The following is a 15350-nucleotide window of genomic DNA, read 5'->3' as shown; positions in this document are numbered from 1 at the left end:
GATGGCGACGGTCGTCTCGTTCCACGCCCACCCCGACGACGAGGCGCTGCTCACCGGCGGGTGGCTCGCCCAGCGGGCCGCGGCCGGGGACCGGGTGGTGCTGGTCTTCGCCACCGACGGGGGAGCGGGCCTCACCGGCGCCGACGCCGGCGGACTCGCCGTCCGCCGGCGTGCCGAGGCCGCCGCCTCCGCACACGCCCTGGGCGCCGCCGCCGTCGAATGGCTCGGGTACGCCGACTCCGGGATGGCTGCGATGCCCAGCCAGGGTGCGGACCGGTTCACGGACGCGCCGGTCGACGCCGCGGCCCGGCGGCTGGCGGCACTCCTCGACGCGGAGGACGCCGACGTCCTCACCGGCTACGACGCCAACGGCGGCTACGGCCACCCCGACCACGTCCGGGTGCACCACGTCGCACGGCGTGCGCGGGCTCTCACCGTCCGGCCACCCCAGCTGCTGGAGGCGACCCGGGACCGCACCTGGCTGGTCCGCGGGCTCGCCCTGGTCCGGCCGTTCGCCCGGGTGCTCCCGGGGCTCACGCTGCCGGCCGGCGAGATCTACTCGACCGCCGATCAGGTGACGCTGCGCGTCGACGTCCGCGACCAGCTCACGGCGAAGCGGGCCGCCCTGGCCGCCCACGCCTCCCAGGCGACCGGCGGCGTCCGGACGCTGGCGCTGCTCCGGCTCCTCCCGGCGCCGGTGGCCCGTCGGGTGCTCGGCACGGAGTGGTTCGTGGAGGCGCCTCCGGCAGCGTGACCGGCCACTCGCCTTCGAGAGTATTCACGAGTATTCTCGTGACAAATATGCTAGTGGTGGCCGGCCCCGGGCCGGCAACGGACGGGGAGGACATGACATGGGACTGGTGATCTACGCCGACTTCGGCTCCGCGGCGTGCCGGCTGGCGAGCAGCAGGGCCGACGCCCTGGGCGCCGCGGGCGTGCAGGTGGAGTGGCGAGCGGTGGAGCCCGAGCCGCGGCTGCCGGTGACCGGGGCTCGCGTGGGTGCCGCCGAGCGCGACGTCCTGACAGCGGAGCTCGAGGCACTCTCGCGGCTGCTGCTGCCCGGCGAGGACCTGCCCGGCCCGCCGGCGTTCCGCCCCAACATGCGCGGCGCCGTCGCCGCCTACGCCGAGGCCTACGGCGCCGGTGTCGCCGACGACGTGCGACGCCTGCTGTTCTCCGCCTACTGGGACCGGAGCCTCGACATCGGGAGTCCGGAGACGCTGCGCCGCCTGCTGGCCGGCGCCCTGCTGCGCGGCCACTCCAGCTCGGTCCCGCTGAGCGAGTTCGGGCTGGCGGTGAGCCCGAGCCGGGGGCCGATCACCATGGGTGCCCACCGCAGGATCCGGTCCTGGGCGGCGGACTGGCGAAGCCTGCGGGTCGCGCCGCTGCCCGTCCTGGTCGTCGACGGGTCGCTGCCGGTGGCCGGCGAGACCGCGCTGCGCCGGCTCGAGAAGGAGATCCAGCGGGTGGACGCCGCGGTGGCGGTCCCGCTGCCGGACCCGGGTCGGTACCCACCGGTGGGCGATCCGCCGTCGCTCCCGTGGGTCTCGTCCAACGGCGGACACTGGCGACACGCCTGGATGGCCGCCGGCGCCTGAGCCTCGGACACGAACGGCGCGGCCACCGGAGGGTGGTCGCGCCGTTCGTGTCGCTGGCCGGGGCTACGCCGTGGCGACGCGGCCGATCCGGACCCGCCAGACCTCGGGACCCTCCTCGAGGTAGTCCCAGGCGAACTGTCCCTCGTGCTCGGCGGCGAACTGGTAGTAGAGCGGCTTGGGGTCGTGGTCGTTGACGAGCACGAAGCCCTCGCCCGGAGTCAGGGCGTGGTAGGTGCTGAAGATCAGCTCGTGCCGGCGTGCCGGGATCTCCTCGCGGACGTCCAGCTGGCGATCGGTCATGCTCATCTCTCCTCGGTCGACGGTGCGGTGATTGAAACAATACTATCGGTTAAATGAGTGCGGTCACCGGGTGACGTTGATGACCCCGTGCGCACCGCGCTCGGCGTCGACCATCAGGTGCGACACGAACGGGTAGTGCCCGGGCTCGCGGAAGGAGAGCTCGACGAAGCCGCCCTGGGCGGGGCCGAGCGAGAGCACCTGGCTGCCTCCGTGCTCCGCGTTGCCGCGGCGCAGCAGGTACGCGCCCTCCTGGAAGACGGTGTCGAACTGCCCTCCGACGACGTGGAACGCCGTGCTCCGGTTGGGACCGGCGTCGAGGACCCAGATCCGGACCCGTTCGCCGACCTTCACGTCGAGCTGGTCGTGGTCGTACTGGTTGGCGTAGCCGTTGAAGACCACCGCGTCCGGCTGCTCGGCCATCACCTTCGTGGCGCCGGCGGGGCCGTCCTGGTCGCCGAGGTAGAGCTCGGACTGGACCATCAGGAAGCTCTTGTCGACCCGGGGCAGGTCCGGCGGGTCGATCACCACCGCGCCGAACATGCCGTTCGCGATGTGCACGGACATCGGCATCGTGGAGCAGTGGTAGAGCCAGATGCCGGAGTGGGTGGCCGTGAACCGGTAGACCAGCGACTCGCCGGGCGCGATCGTGCGCATCCTCTGGTCCGGCGCGGTCTCGCCGGCGTGGAAGTCGATGGAGTGCCCCATCTGCGTGTCGTTGACGAGCCGGATCACGAACCGGTCGCCGACCCGTCCGTGCAGGGTGGGACCGGGCAGCGTGCCGTTGTAGGTCCACAGCTGCTGGCGCACGCCCGGCGCGACCTCGGCCCGCAGGTCGGTGACGGTGAACGTACGCCGGTGCACCCGTGAACCCTCCAGGGGCGGGAGTGTGGGGTCGTGCGCCTGGAAGCCCGGCCCGGGGGAGGCGGTGAGGTCGAGGTCGGCCGCGGCGCCGCCGTCCTGGCCCTGCGCGTCGTGGCCCTGCGCGTCCTGGCCCTGCGCGTCCTGGCCGGTGGCGTCCGCACCGGTGTGGTCCATGCCGGGCATCGCGCCCATCGACGGATCGGCGTCCGCCGCCGCCTCGGCCTGGGCCAGCCCGGTGACCTGGACGTGGAAGACCATGCCCATCTGCCGGTGCCCGACCACCGAGCACCAGCCTTCGATGTCCCGACCGACGACCCCGACGTCGACGAGCGTGCTCTCGCTGGGGGAGAGCCGGCCGCTGTCGACCCCGGAGTCGAGGACCAGGTCGTGCACGTCCGTGTCGTCGGTGTTCGTCAGCTCGATCACCAGCCGGTTGCCGGCCGGCACCTTCACCGTGTCGGGGCTGAACCGCATGTTCGCGGCGCTGACCTCCACGCGGGTGGTCTCGCCGGTGGCCGCGATACCGGCGGCCGACGACTCGTGCCTCGTGCCGGCCAGCGCGCTCGGGTCGATGGCCACGCCGGCGGCGACGGCGAGGACGACCAGCGCGACCCCGGTCGCGGCGAGGCCGGTGACCTGTCCGCGCGGCCGGTCGGCGGCGACCGCCGCGGGCCCGGTCCGCTCGCTCTTGGGGACCGACGCCACCGGCTGCTGCCGGGCCAGGCGGGCCGCGCGCAGGGCCCGGAACATCAGCGGCAGGAAGGCCGCGAACGCCACGAGCACGACCGCCGACACCACCACCCGCACCGGGCTGGGCGCGGGCAGCAGGAAGACCAGCAGGCCGACGTTGGTGACCGCGACGCGGAGCGCGCCGCCTCGGTCCATCTCGATGTTCGCCGCCCGGGCACCGGACGGGCCGCCTCCGACGACGACCGGCACCAGATAGGACATGGCGCCGAGGAGCACCTGGGCGCCGAAGCCGGCGGCCAGGCCCGGGGTGATGGCGTCGGCGAGCTCGTGCGCGTCCATCCAGCTCGGGGAGACCAGGACGCCCAGGCCGAGGATCGTGACGAGCCCGGTCAGCCACGCGACCGCCGCCGCGACGGACCAGGTGGCGAAGTGCGTCGGGGGCTTGGCGCGGGCGACGGTCACGAACGGGCGGGCCAGGACGCCGAGACCGGCGGCGTAAGCCAGGAGGCCCACGCCGGTCAGCGGCCGCAGGTCGAGGAGGCAGCCGGCGACGCCGACCAGGAGGCCGGCGACCAGCACCGGCAGCGCGCGCCGGGCCGTGTGCTCCGCGCCCTCGGCGATGCGGGTGCGCAGCATCGTGGGCCAGAGCGTCACCACGGTGCCGAGCACCGTGAGGCCCATCCAGCCGAGCACGTTGACGATCACGTGGGCGACCATGATCCGCACGTGCCACTGCTCGGACAGCCCGCGCGCCATCAGGACGCCGAACAGGGCGCCGAGCGGCAGCAGCGCCGCCGAGGCGACGTAGTAGCGGACGGTGACCGCGAAGCGCGAGCCGAGGCCGTGCCGGAGCTGGTCGACCAGCGACACCGCGTGCCACCCGACCGCGAGAGCCACGGACGACGCGCCGACGGCCGCGAGCACCCAGCGGTCGGTGGGCACCGCGACCAGGACGAGCGCGGCCCCGGCGTTGCAGAGGAACAGTCGCGCCGAGCGGGTGCGGTACGCCGTGGTCGTCGGCGCGTTGTGCAGGAGGGCGTCGGTGAAGTGCTGGCTCCAGACCAGGATGGAGTGGGTGACCGCCCCGAGCAGGAGCAGGTGGATCAGCAGCCATCGGGGTGCGGGGAGCTCGCGGTGCACCAGCGACACCACGACGACGGCCACGAGCCACAGCAGGGCGGGAAGGTCGCGCAGTGGCGAGAACCCCCGGCGCGACCCCGAGCCGGGCCGACGGCCCCTGGTGTCGATGACGGTCATGCGGCCTTCTCCTTGACGACGACGGTGCTCGGTCGCCGGGCGGCGGTGAGGACGGACCATGCGGCCAGGGCGAAGAAGGACAGCAGCGCGAGCACGTTCGCGGCCCCGCCGACCTGCCAGGCGACGTGCACGTCGAGGGCGTCCCCGAGCCACAGCCGCAGTGCCAGCGAGGTGTGCAGCAGCACCAGGGGCGCCCACAGGACGGTCCGGTACGGCAGCGGGCGGCGCAGCACCGCCGGCAGGATCACCGGCGCGTGGGCCATGATCATCGAGATCGTGAAGCCGAGGAAGGTCGCGTGGATGACCACGTCGTACGCCGCTCCCGACAGCGCGCTGCCGTGCAGCATCCAGGTGCCCGCGGCGACCAGCAGCCAGAAGTACCCGGCCAGCATGCTGGCCGCCATGAACCGGGTCAGCCCGGCCCGCCGTACCGTCCGCCAGGCGACGTCGTGCGCGACCAGCCACCCGGTGAGCGTCGCCAGCGCGAGGCCGAGCAGTGGGTAGCCGGCGTCGGGCCACAGCAGCGAGGCGACCGTGGCGACGATCAGGCCGACCGACAGCAGCACCAGCGTCGGGCCGGCGGTCGGTCCCATCGCGAGCCGGGCCAGCTCCAGCCGCTCACCGGCGATGGTGAGCACCAGGAACCCGGCCAGCCACGGCACGAGCAGCGCCATGTCGGCCCCACCGAGCCACATCGCCGCGGCACCGGCCCCGAGCACGGCACCGAGGGCCTGCACGAGCACGGCGTCGTCGCGCTGTCGCCGCCACAGGGGCACGTACAGCAGCGTCATCGCCAGCATCCCGAGCAGGAGGCCGGTGCGCCCGACGGCGAGCGGGACCGGTGCGAGCAGCAGTAGACCACCGGCGCCGAGCAGCCCGGGCGCGAGGTAGCCGAGCGGCCGGGCGAGCGCGACGGCCCGCTCGAGGCAGACCAGCGTGCCCACGAAGCCGAGCACCATCAGCATGCCGTGCACGTCGGGCAGCCGGTCCGTCGTGACCGGGGCCGGGACGCCGATCAGCAGCAGCGCGGCGTCGAGTCCGGCCAGCATCGCCACGCCGGCCGGGACCAGCAGGACACCCCGTCGGGTGGCGGGCCGGGCCGAGAAGCCAGTATTTGTCACAAACGGAGTGTAATAAAATACCGCCCGCTCGGCGAGTTCAGGCCGCCGGCTCCGTCCGGGGCTGCAGGCGCGCAACGCACAGGTGCGGGGTGACGAAGGGCTGCAGCGACGTCGCGACCACCGGGGCGTCGAGCTCCTCGAGCGCGCCCTGCATCAGCCCCAGGTGGATGGCGCACACCACGTCGGTGTGCTTCTCGGCGATCTCCCGGAACGGGCAGCGCTGCAGCCGCACCTCGACGCCCGACTCGGTCGCGCGCGAGTCGGGCCGGAACCCGACCGCGTCCAGCATCCGGTCGAGCCGGGCGACGGCCTCGTCGGCGTCCACGCGCTCCGACGGCGCGGCGCGTTCGATCAGGTGGCGACCCCAGGCCTTGCCCAGCTCGACGGTCCCGGGGCCGGAGTCCTCCAGGGAGGAGACGAAGCCGGTGAGCATCTCGGCGAGCAGCTCATAGCTGCGCGGCCCGACCGTGGGGCCCTCGGAGGAGTAGAGGATCCGCGGCCGGCCGGGTGTCTCGCGGGGCTCGGTGGTGCGCTCCGCCAGGCCGTCCTCGACCAGCCCGTCGAGATGGAACCGGGCGGTGTTCACGTGCAGGGCCATCGACTCGGCCACCTCGGCCACGGACATCGGCTGGTCCGCCTGGCGCAGCAGGGCGAGCACCTCGGCGCGCCGGTTGCCCGGCAGCTGGGTGGGAGCGTCCGCGAGGGTCGGGCCGGTCATCCCGCAATTGTCACATGACCGATTGTGAGAAACAACCGCGCCGCACGGTGCCCGGTCCGGGACGTTCGTCCCCTGTTTTTCCCGGGCCGGCACGGGCGAGGGTGGACCGTCCGTGATCCCTGCCTGGAAGGTCGGCCGATGGCTCCCGAGAACGTCCACCGGCAAGCGGTGCTCGAGCGCCGGACCCGCGACGGCTGGCTGGCCGGCACCGACTTCGACCGGGCGCCGTTCACGATCGCCTGGGAGATCACCCGGGCGTGCGCCTTCTCCTGCGTGCACTGCCGGGCCGACGCGCAGCACCGCCGCAACCCCCAGGAGCTCTCGACCGAGGAGGGGTTCGCGCTGATCGACCGGCTGACGGAGTTCGGCTCCCCGATCCTGGTCTTCACCGGCGGCGACCCGATGATGCGGCGCGACCTGTTCGACCTGATCGAGTACGCCGACCGGGCCGGCCTGCGCTGCTCGCTCACGCCGACCGCCACCGCGCTGCCCACGGTCGCCCGGCTGCGCCGAGCTCAGGAGGCGGGCATCCGCCGGATCGCGCTCAGCCTGGACGCTCCCTCACCCGAGGTGCACGACGACTTCCGCAAGGTGGCGGGGTCCTGGGAGCGCACGATGACGATCCTGCGCAATGCCCGCTCCCTGGGGATCAGCACGCAGATCAACACCACGGTCACCAGCCACAACGTGGACCTGCTCCCGGAGATGGTGACGTTCGTCCAGGAGGTGGGGGCGGTCCAGTGGAGCGTGTTCTTCCTGGTGCCGATGGGCCGGGGCCAGCAGCTGAGCATGATCTCGCCGGAGCGGCACGAGGAGGTCTTCGCCTGGCTGCACGACCTGTCGCTGGCGGGGGAGTTCGACGTGAAGGCGACCGCCGCGCCGATGTACCGGCGCGTGGCCGCGCAGCGCAGCGCGGGTGGGTCCGCGGCCGGTGCCGGGTTCGCGTTCCACGACGGACTCGACCGGCCTGCGCAGGGTGTCAACGACGGCCGCGGCTTCCTGTTCATCTCCCATCTCGGCGACGTCATGCCCTCGGGCTTCCTCCCGATCACCGCCGGCAACGTGCGGCACGACGACGTGGTCGACCTCTACCGCCACCACCCGCTGTTCCGCGGGCTGCGGGACCCCGAGCGGCTGACCGGCAAGTGCGGCGTCTGCGAGTTCCGGGAGGTGTGCGGCGGCCAGCGCGGGCGTGCCTACGCCATCACCGGCGACCCGTTCGCCTCCGACCCCGCCTGCGCCTACGTGCCCAGCGGCTGGACGGGCTGAGCAGTCGCCGGCCGTCGTATCTTGGCCGGCATGAGCGATCAGCACCCCACATCCGGCCCCGTCCCGCCCGTGCTCCAGCTCCGCCTCGTCGTGGAGGCCGAGGACTACGAGGAGGCGGTCCGGTTCTACCGCGACGTCCTCGGGCTCGCGGAGCAGGCGTCGTTCGAGGGCGAGGGCGACGCCCGGGTCTGCATCCTCGACGCCGGCCGGGCGACGCTCGAGCTCGCCAACCCCGCGCAGCGTCGGATGATCGACGAGGTGGAGGTCGGGCACCCGACCGCCGGTCAGATCCGGGTCGCGTTCGAGGTCGAGGACACCGAGTCCCGCACGAGGCGCCTGGTCGAGCACGGCGCTCGCCTGGTCGCGGAGCCCACCGTCACCCCGTGGCGCTCGCTCAACTCGCGGATGGAGGCGCCCGCGGGGCTCCAGATCACGCTCTTCCAGGAGCAGCTCGACCTCGCCGAGCGGGAGGGCCTCGACGGCTTCGGCACCGACGGGGAGCGCAGCGCGGAGTAGTGCCGGCCGGTCGCCGGCTGCTGTGAGCACCGACACCGTGACCCGGGTGGACCACCGCCGTTACGACGGTGAGAGCCGCCTCCGCCGTTCGGGCGGGACGCCATCACCACCGGGAGCCCCGAGATGCGCCGCAGCCGTGGCCGACAGATCCTCGCGCTGGTCGCAGCGCTGACCGTGGTGGGCACGCCCACCGCCCTGGTCGCCGGCGCCGCGGACGGGGCCGCGGCGAGCGCCGACCCGTGTGCGGCGTGGATGGACCCGTCCGACTCCGCGGCACGGCGCGCCGACGCGCTGGTCGCCGCGATGACGCAGGACCAGAAGCTGCACATGCTGACCTTCGGTGACCCGCCGTGGTTCGCCTACTGGGGTACGGCGGGCCACGTCGACGGCATCCCGGAGCTGTGCATCCCGGACCTGGTGCTGAGCGACGCCGGGTCCGGTGTCGCGGGTCTGCAGATCGCCACCACGGTCTTCCCGTCCGGGGTCGCGCAGGCCGCCACGTGGGACCGGGGCCTGCAGCGGCGGATCGGCAGCACGATCGGCGCCGAGGCGTTCGCCAAGGGCATCAACGTGATGCTCGGGCCGGGCATGAACATCGCCCGCACGCCGTACAACGGCCGCAACTTCGAGTACTTCGGCGAGGACCCCTACCTCGCGTCCCGCACCGCCGTGTCGGTGATCGAGGGCATCCAGTCGCACCCGGTGCTCGCCGACGCCAAGCACTACGCGTTCAACAACCAGGAGACCGACCGGATGACCGTCGACGTGCGCGTCGACGAGCGCACCCGGCGCGAGATCTACCTGCCGGCGTTCGAGGCCGCGGTGAAGAAGGCCGACGTCGGCTCGGTCATGTGCTCCTACAACAGGGTCGGCGGCACCTACGCCTGCGAGAACCCCGAGCTCCTGACCGGCTACCTGCGCGACGACTGGGGTTTCGACGGGTTCGTGGTCTCCGACTGGGGCGCGGTCCACTCGACCGCCCCGTCGGCGCGCGCCGGTCTCGACCTGGAGATGCACGCGTTCGCCGCCGGGGTGCCGGCGACGCCGGTGACGGGCAGCGCGGGCCGCTACTTCGGCGCCGACCAGCTCCAGGCCGCCGTCGATGACGGGCAGCTGCGCCAGGCCCGGATCGACGGCATGGTCCGCAACATCGTGCGCCCGATGTTCGAGCACGGGCTCTTCGACGACCCGGTGTCGCCCGGGGCGGAGCCGTTCCTCTCCGACGTCTCCACTCCCGAGCACCTCGCGGTCGCGCGCCGCGCCGCCGCGGACGCGACGGTGATGCTGAAGAACCGCGACCGGCTGCTCCCGCTCCGGCCGGTCGAGGGCGGCCGCACGATCGCGGTGATCGGCTGGGCGGCCAACCCCGTCGGTGCCGCCAACGCCGTGTCCGGCGGCGGCTCCTCGCACGGCAGCGGCCTGCCGCCGCGCGTCGTCTCCCCGCTCGAGGGCATCACCAGCGCCGCGCTCGAGCGCGGTGACCGGGTGGTGTACGTCGAGGGCTCCAACGTCGTCGACGCCCGGGCCGCCGCGGCCGCCGCCGACGTCGTGGTCGTGGTCGCCACCGACGGCTCCAGCGAGGGAACCGACCGCGCGGACCTCGGGCTGCGACCGGCCGCGTGCCTGACCGTCTTCTGCCAGGCCATCCCGATCGAGCAGGAGGACATGATCGCCGCGGCCACCGCCGCCAACCCCGACACGGTGGTCGTGCTCGACGTCGGCGCCCCGGTGCGGATGCCGTGGCTGCCGGACGCGGGTGCGGTGCTCGTGCCGTGGTACGGCGGCCTCCAGCACGGCAACGCCCTGGCCGACGTGCTCTACGGCGTCCGCGAGCCCGGCGGCCGGCTGCCGCAGACGTTCCCGGTCGACGAGGCCCAGCACCCGTTCAAGCCCGAGGAGTACCCGGGTGTCGGTGGCAAGGAGAGCTACGACGAGGGCCTGCTGGTCGGCTACCGCTGGTACGACGCCACCGGCACCAGGCCGCTGTTCCCGTTCGGCTACGGCCTCGGCTACACCACGTTCGGCTTCCGCGACCTCGCCGTGCGCCCCACGGCCGGCGGCGCACGCGTCAGCTTCGTGGTGCGCAACACCGGCCGTCGTACCGGCGCCGTCGTGCCGCAGCTCTACCTCTCGGCGCCGAAGCGGGCCGGCGAGCCGCCGCGACAGCTCAAGGGCTTCACCAAGCTGACGCTGAAGCCGGGGGAGTCGCGCCGGGTGAGCCTGGCCCTCGACCGTCGGGCCTTCTCGGTGTGGAGCACGCGCCGCGACCGGTGGGTCGTCGTGCCCGGCACGTACGGCGTCGCCGTCGGCACCTCGTCGCGCGACCTGGTGCTGCGCGGGCGCCTCGCCCGCTGAGGACCGGGGCGCGGTACTCTCCCTGCAGCCAGTCGTACTCCGCCACACGGAGTCAGGGAATCCGGTGCGAATCCGGAGCTGACGCGCAGCGGTGAGGGGACGGGAAGGACACGCCGGCAACGGCAGCCACTGGGGCATCCGCCCTGGGAAGGCGTCCTCGCCCGGATGATCCGAGTCCGAAGACCTGCTGGCCCTGGCGACGCCCGTCGCCGGGTCGCTGTGGGTCCCGCGAACGGACCCGGACTCAGAACGTGGTGACTCCCGTGGACCGTCTCCGTCCCGACCGATGCCCCGGCGCACTGCGCCCCTGGACCGCCGACGACGGGCTGCTGGTGCGGCTCCGGCTCCCCGGCGGGCACGTCCCCTCGCCGTCCCTGCGGGCGCTCGTCGACCTCGCCGAGGAGTACGGCGACGGGCACGTGCACGTGACCGGCCGCGCCAACCTGCAGGTGCGGGCCCTGCCCGGCACCGACGACCATCCCGGACACCTGCCCGACCACGTGCTGGCGGCCGTGGAGGCCACCGGTCTGCTGCCGAGCCGTGCCCACGACCTGGCCCGCAACATCATGGCCTCGCCGCAGACGGGCCTCGCCGCCGGCAGGTGCGACCTCCGGCCGGCCGTCGCGGCGCTGGACCGCGAGCTGTGCGCCGACCCCCAGCTCGGCCGGCTCCCGGGACGCTTCCTGTTCGTGCTCGACGACGGCCGCGGCGACCTCGTCGACCGACCCTGCGACCTCGGGCTCGTGGTGCTCGACGGCGATCGCGCCCAGCTGCGGGTCGGCGGCGGGTGGGGGCCGGTGGTCCTGCTGGCCGACGCACCCCGGCGGCTGGCCGACCTGGCCCGGCGCTTCCTGCAGGTGCGGGGCGAGGGCGAGCAGGTGCCGTGGCACGTCCGGGAGCTGCCGGTGCCCCTCGCGCCGGCGTACCCACGCCACCCGGACCTGCCGCCACCGCTGCCGGCGCTCGCGTTCGGCCCGGTGCCGGGAGGGACCCACGTCCCCGTGCCCGAGGCCGGGCTCGGCCGCGGCGCGGTGGAGCGGCTGACCGCCGCCGCGCCGGAGCTGGTCGTCACGCCCTGGCACGGGGTGCTGGTCCCGGAGCAGGCCCGGTGAGCGCGCCGCGCCGGCCGCGCCGGTACTACCCGTACGCCGACCGCGGCGCCGACATCTACCTCGAGTCGTTCGCGACCATCCGCCGCGAGGCCGACCTCACCGCGGTGCCGGCCGGCGCCGAGCGGCTCGCGGTGCGGATGATCCACGGCAGCGGCCAGGTCGACCTCGTCGACGACCTCGTCGTCCACCCCGAGGTCGTGACCGCCGCCCGGTCCGCGCTCGAGGCGGGCGCGCCGATCCTGTGCGACGCGACCATGGTCGTCACCGGCGTCACGCGGAGCCGGCTGCCGGGTGACAACCAGGTGCTCTGCACCCTCAACGACCCGCGGGTGCCCGGGCTCGCCCAGGAGTGGGGGACGACGCGCACCGCCGCCGCGGTCTCGTTGTGGGAGCCGCTGCTGGAGGGCGCTGTGGTCGCCGTCGGCAACGCACCGACCGCGCTGTTCCACCTCCTCGAGATGCTGATCGACGGGGCGCCGCGACCGGCCGCGATCGTCGGCTGCCCGGTGGGGTTCATCGGCGCCACCGAGTCCAAGCAGGCCCTGGTCGACCTCGCTGCCACCCACGGCATCGACCTCCCCTACGTCACCGTCCGGGGCCGCCGCGGTGGGTCCGCGATGACGTCCTCGGCCCTCAACGCGCTCGCCCAGGAGGAGGAGTGACCGGCCGGTTCAGCGGGGTCGGCGTCGGTCCCGGCGACCCCGAGCTGATCACCCGCAAGGCCGCCCGGCTGATCGCGGCGGCCGACGTCGTCGCGTACCACGCTGCCGCGGGCAAGCGGTCCAACGCGCGCCGGATCGCCGCCGACCTGCTCCCGGCCGGCGTCGTCGAGGAGGAGCTGACCTACCCGGTCACCACCGGGACCACCGACCACCCGGGCGGCTACGCCGGCGCGATGGCGGAGTTCTACGAGCAGGCGGCCGCGCGGCTGGCCGCGCACCTGGACGCCGGCCGCGACGTGGTGCTGCTCGCCGAGGGCGACCCGCTGTTCTACGGGTCCTACATGTACATGCACGACCGGCTCTCGGCGCGCTACGAGACCGAGATCGTGCCAGGCGTGCCGGCTTTCCTGGCGGCGACGGCGTACGTCGCGAGCCCGCTGGTGCGGCAGGACGACGTGCTCACCGTGCTGCCCGGCACCCTGCCCGAGCCGGAGCTCGCGCGACGGCTGGCCGGCACCGACGGCGCGATCATCATGAAGCTCGGCCGGACGTTCCCGGCGGTGCGGCGGGCCCTGGCCGCGGCCGGCCGGCTCGACCACGCGCTGTACGTCGAGCGCGCCTCGATGCCCGAGCAGCGGTGGCGGCCGGTGGCCGAGGTCGACGCCGACACCGTGCCGTACTTCTCGCTCGTGGTGGTCACCGGCGACAGCCTCAACGGGGCCCGCTCGCGCGACGCGGTGCCGGCGCCCGTGGCCGAGCGCCCCGCGGCGGATGCCGCGGAGCTGCTCGTGGTCGGGCTCGGCCCGGGCCCCGACGGCTGGCTGACCCCCGAGGTCAGCGCGGCGCTCGACGAGGTCGACCACGTCGTGGGCTACGGGCCCTACGTCGACCGGGTGCCGCAGCGGGCCGGCCTGACCCGGCACGCGTCGGGCAACACCGTCGAGGTCGACCGGGCCCGGCACGCGCTGGACCTCGCGCGGCGCGGCGAGCGGGTCGCGGTGGTCTCGGGCGGGGACGCCGGCGTGTTCGGGATGGCGGCCGCGGTGTTCGAGGCCGCCGAGGACCCGGCGTACGCCGAGGTCCGCCTGCGGGTGCTGCCCGGCGTCAGTGCCGTGCAGGCGGTGGCGGCGCGGGCCGGTGCGCCGATCGGCGCGGACTTCGCCGTATTGAGCCTCTCGGACCGGCTCAAGCCGTGGGAGGTCGTCGAGCGCCGGCTGCGCGCGGTCGCCGAGGCCGACCTTGTGCTCGCGATCTACAACCCGGCCTCGCGGTCGCGCACCGAGCAGGTGGCGACGGCTCGCGACGTGCTGCTCGAGCACCGCAAGCCCGACACCGTGGTCGTCGTGGGTCGCGACGTCGGGCGACCCGGCGAGGCGCTCGAGGTCACCACGCTGGGCGAGCTCGACCCGGCGACGATCGACATGCGCTGCCTGCTGATCGTCGGCTCCTCGGCGACCCGGGTGTCGGCGGCGGGCGTGTGGACCCCGCGGTACGTCCGGTGAGCGTCCACTTCGTCGGCGGCGGCCCGGGCGCCGCCGACCTGCTCACCGTCCGGGCCACGCGGCTGCTGGCCGCCGCGGACGTCGTGCTCTACCCGGGCACCTACCTCGACCCCGCGGTCCTGGAGCACTGCGGCCCGAAAGCCCGCCTCGTCGACACCCAGCACCTCGACCTCGACCAGATCACCGCAGAGCTCGTGGCCGCGGCGCGGGCAGGGGAGCAGGTGGTGCGGCTGACGTCCGGCGACCCGTCGCTGTACTCGGCGCTGCACGAGCAGACCCGACGGCTCGACGCCGCGGGCGTCGGCTGGCAGGTGACGCCGGGCGTGCCGGCGTACGCCGCCGCCGCGGCGCTCGTCGGCCGCGAGCTGACGGTGCCCGAGGTCGCGCAGTCGGTGGTGCTCACCCGCACCCGGGCCCGGTCGACGTCGATGGGCGCGGGGGAGTCGCTCACGGCGTTCGCCGCGACCGGGGCGACGCTGGTCTTGCACCTGGCGATCACCCGCGTCCGCGAGCTGATGGCCGAGCTGGCCGACGTCGTCGGCGCGGACTGCCCGGTGGTCGTCGTGCACCGGGCCAGCCAGCCCGAGGAGCTCGTCCTCCGCGGCTCTGTCGGCTCGATCGCGGACCTCGTGGAGGACGCCGGGCTCCGGCAGGCCGCGCTGATCCTGGTCGGCCGCGCGCTGGCGGACGACGCGGCCGCGGGCGAGTCGTTCCTCTACAGCCCGGCCCGTCACAGAGCCTGAGGACGCCATGGATCTGTACGACGCCATCGCCCGCCGCCGCGACACCCGCGCCGAGTTCACCGGGCCACCGCAGCCCGACATCCTCGAGCGTGTGCTAGGTGCGGCGCACCGGGCGCCGAGCGTGGGTATGTCGCAGCCGTGGGTGTTCGTGACCGTCCGCGACCCCGGGACGCTGCGCGCCTTCCACGCACACGTGGAGACCGAGCGCCAGGTCTTCGCCTCGTCGCTCGAGGGCGAGCGGGCCGAGACGTTCTCCCGCATCAAGGTCGAGGGCATCGTCGAGTCCGGTCTCGGGGTGGTCGTCGGCTACGACCCGACGACCGCGGGGCAGCAGGTGCTGGGGCGGCACGCGATCGCGGACACCGGGCTCTACTCGGTGTGTCTGGCGATCCAGAACCTCTGGCTGGCCGCGACCGCCGAGGGGCTCGGCGTGGGCTGGGTGAGCTTCTACCGCGAGGAGTTCCTGCGCGACCTGGTCGGCTTCCCCAAGCACGTGCGGCCGGTGGCGTGGCTCTGCGTGGGCGAGGTCGACGCGCTGCCCGACGTACCGGACCTCGAGCGCTTCGGCTGGCGCGGCCGCAGCCCGTTGTCGGCGGTGGTGCACGACGAGCGCTACGGAGTTACCTGACTCCGCACCGGGCAGGCA

General features: G+C 74.2%; 14 protein-coding genes and 1 riboswitch. Of the genes, 10 read left to right on the top strand and 4 right to left on the bottom strand.

Translation table 11 applies throughout. From position 1 onward, the window contains the following. Nucleotide 1: 1 nt before the first annotated feature. Together QQZ14_RS05775 and QQZ14_RS05770 are read left to right on the top strand one after the other, a co-directional pair. A complete protein-coding gene (locus tag QQZ14_RS05775) occupies nt 2–754 on the top strand; it encodes a PIG-L family deacetylase (protein WP_284533272.1) in 753 nt (250 codons plus the stop codon). A 97-nt stretch (nt 755–851) separates the two neighbouring features. Continuing rightward, a complete protein-coding gene (locus QQZ14_RS05770; protein ID WP_284533271.1) occupies nt 852–1598 on the top strand; it encodes a hypothetical protein in 747 nt (248 codons plus the stop codon). A gap of 63 nt (nt 1599–1661) precedes the next feature. Here the strand turns inward: QQZ14_RS05770 and QQZ14_RS05765 are convergent, their stop codons facing one another. From QQZ14_RS05765 to QQZ14_RS05750, 4 genes are all read right to left on the bottom strand, one after another. Beyond that, complete coding sequence (locus QQZ14_RS05765) at nt 1662–1898, bottom strand: DUF2249 domain-containing protein (RefSeq protein WP_284533270.1); 237 nt, start codon at nt 1896–1898, stop codon at nt 1662–1664. Between the two features lie 63 nt (nt 1899–1961). Continuing rightward, a complete protein-coding gene (locus QQZ14_RS05760; protein ID WP_284533269.1) occupies nt 1962–4706 on the bottom strand; it encodes a multicopper oxidase domain-containing protein in 2745 nt (914 codons plus the stop codon). Then, the gene (locus QQZ14_RS05755) at nt 4703–5827 is read right to left on the bottom strand and encodes a hypothetical protein (protein WP_284533268.1); all 1125 of its coding nucleotides are present in this window, start codon (nt 5825–5827) and stop codon (nt 4703–4705) included. The genes QQZ14_RS05760 and QQZ14_RS05755 overlap by 4 nt, the downstream gene beginning before the upstream one ends. 37 nt (nt 5828–5864) lie before the next feature. Next, nucleotides 5865–6545, bottom strand: a complete 681-nt coding sequence (locus tag QQZ14_RS05750; protein WP_284533267.1) for a helix-turn-helix transcriptional regulator — start codon at nt 6543–6545, stop codon at nt 5865–5867. A gap of 138 nt (nt 6546–6683) precedes the next feature. On the opposite strand from QQZ14_RS05750, the gene QQZ14_RS05745 reads away from it, so the two are divergent. The 8 genes from QQZ14_RS05745 (at nt 6684) to bluB (ending at nt 15332) form a co-directional block, all read left to right on the top strand. Next, nucleotides 6684–7814, top strand: coding sequence for a TIGR04053 family radical SAM/SPASM domain-containing protein (locus tag QQZ14_RS05745; RefSeq protein WP_284533266.1), 1131 nt, complete (start codon nt 6684–6686; stop codon nt 7812–7814). Between the two features lie 30 nt (nt 7815–7844). Further along, nucleotides 7845–8330 (top strand): VOC family protein, encoded by a 486-nt coding sequence (locus QQZ14_RS05740; RefSeq protein WP_284533265.1) that lies wholly within the window; start codon nt 7845–7847, stop codon nt 8328–8330. A gap of 123 nt (nt 8331–8453) precedes the next feature. Beyond that, nucleotides 8454–10685, top strand: coding sequence for a glycoside hydrolase family 3 C-terminal domain-containing protein (locus QQZ14_RS05735; RefSeq protein ID WP_284533264.1), 2232 nt, complete (start codon nt 8454–8456; stop codon nt 10683–10685). Nucleotides 10686–10697: 12 nt separating this feature from the next. Next, nucleotides 10698–10891, top strand: a riboswitch (cobalamin riboswitch). 57 nt (nt 10892–10948) lie between these two features. After that, nucleotides 10949–11797 (top strand): nitrite reductase, encoded by an 849-nt coding sequence (locus tag QQZ14_RS05730; RefSeq protein WP_284533263.1) that lies wholly within the window; start codon nt 10949–10951, stop codon nt 11795–11797. Next, complete coding sequence (locus QQZ14_RS05725) at nt 11794–12459, top strand: precorrin-8X methylmutase (RefSeq protein WP_284533262.1); 666 nt, start codon at nt 11794–11796, stop codon at nt 12457–12459. Before QQZ14_RS05730 ends, QQZ14_RS05725 begins: the two co-directional genes overlap by 4 nt. Continuing rightward, nucleotides 12456–13961, top strand: coding sequence for a precorrin-2 C(20)-methyltransferase (locus QQZ14_RS05720; RefSeq protein ID WP_284533261.1), 1506 nt, complete (start codon nt 12456–12458; stop codon nt 13959–13961). The genes QQZ14_RS05725 and QQZ14_RS05720 overlap by 4 nt, the downstream gene beginning before the upstream one ends. Then, nucleotides 13958–14704: a cobalt-precorrin-4/precorrin-4 C(11)-methyltransferase gene (locus QQZ14_RS05715; protein WP_284533260.1), complete on the top strand. Its 747-nt coding sequence runs from the start codon at nt 13958–13960 to the stop codon at nt 14702–14704. Before QQZ14_RS05720 ends, QQZ14_RS05715 begins: the two co-directional genes overlap by 4 nt. A 7-nt stretch (nt 14705–14711) precedes the next feature. Further along, the gene (gene bluB / locus QQZ14_RS05710) at nt 14712–15332 is read left to right on the top strand and encodes a 5,6-dimethylbenzimidazole synthase (protein ID WP_284533259.1); all 621 of its coding nucleotides are present in this window, start codon (nt 14712–14714) and stop codon (nt 15330–15332) included. Nucleotides 15333–15350 lie beyond the last annotated feature (18 nt).

The sequence above is a fragment of the Nocardioides sp. T2.26MG-1 genome (assembly GCF_950101795.1).
Classification (GTDB): domain Bacteria; phylum Actinomycetota; class Actinomycetes; order Propionibacteriales; family Nocardioidaceae; genus Nocardioides.
This window is presented reverse-complemented; position numbering and strand designations above follow the sequence as displayed.

Coding starts and splice junctions, on each gene's coding strand:
- QQZ14_RS05775 (WP_284533272.1), top strand. CDS start 2: ATGGCGACGGTCGTCTCGTTCCACGCCCACCCCGACGACGAGGCGCTG.
- QQZ14_RS05770 (WP_284533271.1), top strand. CDS start 852: ATGGGACTGGTGATCTACGCCGACTTCGGCTCCGCGGCGTGCCGGCTG.
- QQZ14_RS05765 (WP_284533270.1), bottom strand. CDS start 1,898: ATGACCGATCGCCAGCTGGACGTCCGCGAGGAGATCCCGGCACGCCGG.
- QQZ14_RS05760 (WP_284533269.1), bottom strand. CDS start 4,706: ATGACCGTCATCGACACCAGGGGCCGTCGGCCCGGCTCGGGGTCGCGC.
- QQZ14_RS05750 (WP_284533267.1), bottom strand. CDS start 6,545: ATGACCGGCCCGACCCTCGCGGACGCTCCCACCCAGCTGCCGGGCAAC.
- QQZ14_RS05745 (WP_284533266.1), top strand. CDS start 6,684: ATGGCTCCCGAGAACGTCCACCGGCAAGCGGTGCTCGAGCGCCGGACC.
- QQZ14_RS05740 (WP_284533265.1), top strand. CDS start 7,845: ATGAGCGATCAGCACCCCACATCCGGCCCCGTCCCGCCCGTGCTCCAG.
- QQZ14_RS05735 (WP_284533264.1), top strand. CDS start 8,454: ATGCGCCGCAGCCGTGGCCGACAGATCCTCGCGCTGGTCGCAGCGCTG.
- bluB (WP_284533259.1), top strand. CDS start 14,712: ATGGATCTGTACGACGCCATCGCCCGCCGCCGCGACACCCGCGCCGAG.